General features: G+C 56.5%; 2 protein-coding genes. Both read right to left on the bottom strand.

Features of this window, described 5'->3' with window-relative positions:
- Nucleotides 1–59: 59 nt before the first annotated feature.
- Complete coding sequence (locus tag H288_RS33695) at nt 60–413, bottom strand: hypothetical protein (protein WP_020096585.1); 354 nt, start codon at nt 411–413, stop codon at nt 60–62.
- An 86-nt stretch (nt 414–499) separates the two neighbouring features.
- Nucleotides 500–787 (bottom strand): hypothetical protein, encoded by a 288-nt coding sequence (locus tag H288_RS34685; protein WP_245274593.1) that lies wholly within the window; start codon nt 785–787, stop codon nt 500–502.
- Nucleotides 788–2,944 lie beyond the last annotated feature (2,157 nt).

Here is a 2,944-nt window from a genome sequence, read left to right as displayed (position 1 = left end):
GGACTACAACACGATCCACCCGCACTCCGGCCTGCGCATGCTCTCGCCCCGAGAGTACCTCAGCCGGACTGCCTAAACCCGCCCCGCTGCCTGTCTGTCCGGTCAAACAGGGTGCACTCCAGGTCCTCCAACGTCAGTGCCGCATGCAACGGGGTAGGCACCGCCCGGTCCACGACCGGGGCTGGTGCTGTCGCGACGTGGACGATCAGCGGCGGCCAGACGTCACCGCAGGTCTCGGTCAGGTCAACTTTGTTGCCTATCCCGGTGGTCGCGCGCTTCCTGGCGTAGTGCACGTCCCGATCGTGGGGTGAGGCGATCATCGCCAAAGCCGTCGGGATGCCCTTGGCCTCCGATCCGCCAGCGGATGGTTCGGCGACGTGGAAGTTCTGCAGCCAAGCGCTGCGGTAGGCCATTACGGCGGGGACATTGCGCAGCCCGTTCGGCGCAGCTTTGGCATGTCGACAGCTGCAAGAAGCTGATGCCCGTCCTCCCAACCGCTTCAGCGCACTCGCGGCGCCCCGTCTGGCCGTGCTGGATACGGAAGTCGGTGATGGGATGGACGTAGCGCTTCATCCAGCTCAAATCGGTACGAAGCTGCAGCTGGTCCGGTCTGGAGAGCGCCAGAGCGTTCAGGGGAGCCGGTAAGGCCTCGATGGCGCAGCCGAGGGGGTTGAGGCTGCGGACCGCCCGTGAGCAGGGTGTCGTACAGCAAGGCCTCGGTGCCGCCAGCCGCCACACGGGAGCGGAACTCACTCAGAACCGAGGCATCGAAGCCGGCGTCGGTCAAGTCGAGGCCGAGCAAGTACTCCCAGTTGATGCGAGCTCACCTCGCATCGGTCGCATGGGGGCGGACAGGTTCTCGGAAAACTGTAATCGAGTGATCAGAGCGAGCCGCCAGGGGCAGGCCGCGTGCTGTCCCACGTAGGCGAACAGAACGGGCTCTCGCCCTAGACGGACCTACGCCAACGCCTCGAAATGCGGTCTTTGTGGCCGATCCTAAGCACCACACCCGCAACCAGATCAGCGCCAACCGCCGCTGCGAAGCTGTTGGCGCCTTAACAGGCTAAGCCTCCGTGATCTATGTCATACCACACGAAATGAGCGATGATCCCGCTTGATATCTTCGAGGAAAGCTGTAGTCTTGCTCTCTTGAGTGATTCGGGGGCGAGAGCCCGAGTCATTGTGTGGCCGGATTTGGGCCGCTCTTACGGCGCTGCCAAATAGGTGACGCTCGATGCGTTGGCTGCAGGCCAATACACGCACTTGATGTGTCATTGAAGCCTTAGAGCATAGACCAAGTTTCGCTTGGCCCCTTGTGCTGGTTGTAGGCACAATTAACTCAGCACTCCGGTCATGCCTCTACAAACAAGTGTCTTTTGTTGCGCTTTAGGCGATCAATAAGACCTTCTGCTTGAGTCGTTTTGGCACACATCTTGTCGCAAACATTCAAATATTCGCGTCTGCAATTATGCAGTCACACGAGAATGCCCGCTGTCTTTGGCTGTATTGCTTTTAGCCGACAAGGTAAATTCTAGAGGCGACGCCACCTGGTACATGCCGCTTGATGGGCAAATGGCTTCGAGGGTTCGTAATGACTTACAGAAGAGTTCGACCATTTCGCGGAATTTTAGAGGGGAATCGCGACGACGGTATCATTTCGATTGAATTCATTGGGGCGGACGCAACAGTTTTCTATAGCCCAATCTGGTCCATAGATACGCTTCTTGAACTGCCGGCACTGCTCGGGCCGGGAGTTTATATCCTGTTGGGCCTTGGCGACGATGAATCAAAGCCCAGAGCGATCGTGGGCGAAGGAGGCATGTTGCAGGAAAGATTAGCTGCGCACGCTGGAGACGATGACCTTGATTTTGTTTGGGATATATTGGCTGTAACCGGACAACGTGTAATGAACGAGACTATAAGGTTAATCTTACAGCGGCGCTTCGTAGATGAAATAACGCATTGCGGAAGTGCAAGAATCGCGAACGGTCACGATGCAGACCGTTTCACTCGCTGTGATCACAGCTTAGCAGTAGCTGATAGCGTCATGGAAGACGTCAGGCCCTTCTTCAGCATGCTCACGCCTGGTCTATTCGCATCAACACCACCGGTGCTGGTACCCATCAATGCTCGCCGCGCCGGGTTGCCGCGCGGAGTCGATGCCGAAGGTATGTCTTGGAGCCGGCATGAAATGAGGTTTCGAGGAGCGCACGCTTTGGCGTCAATGCGGGGACGAACAACTATGCTTCTACCCGGATCTCAAGTCTTAAACGGGGGAGATAAGCCGCTATGGGTAGCTCGAAAAAGAGACGAATTATTGCAGAGAGGCGCTATGCGCCCGATCGGAGACAACAGGCTGTTGCTTGTGGTAACAATAATATGTTTCGACACGGCGTACGAGGCCGCGACATTTGTCTCTGGCGGCGCGTCGATTTCAGCGCGCCTGATTTGGACCCCTATGGATCCTTAAGGCCTGTGCCCGGTTGCGCCAAATGGATCTCAATTATCCGGTTAATGCGAGAAATTGCCGTGGGTCAGCGCCCAACCGCGAAAGATCTTGCCAATGCACCTACCATCTCTGCTTGTTGGGTGTCGCCGAAAGACACCAAATTGCTGCGCGGCTACGTTTACGGTCACCCAGAGATGACTGCCGGAAGTTTGCATTCATTGCGACCCATCGTGATATCTCCCGATGACAAATGGGCTTGGGCTGATTCCATTTTTTGGCATCTTAAAACCAATCGCTAACAGAGCAGGTGTACATAACATTCCAAGTGGCCTCATTGTTGTAATATCTTATGCATCCAAGCTGCGTTGATTTCGGCTACGTGTCGATATTCCCACACGCCTTTGTATCGGCCTTACTTCTATATGGTGCGCATTCAAAGCAGCGTGGTGGAGTGCACCCTGTTTGACCGGACAGGCAGCGGGGCGGGTTTAGGCA

This window comes from Methylobacterium sp. 285MFTsu5.1 (assembly GCF_000383455.1).
In the GTDB taxonomy this organism is placed as follows: Bacteria; Pseudomonadota; Alphaproteobacteria; order Rhizobiales; family Beijerinckiaceae; genus Methylobacterium.
This window is presented reverse-complemented; position numbering and strand designations above follow the sequence as displayed.

Excerpts from the sequence above, each read along its gene's own strand:
- H288_RS33695 (WP_020096585.1), bottom strand. The coding sequence starts at position 413 with ATGGCCTACCGCAGCGCTTGGCTGCAGAACTTCCACGTCGCCGAACCA.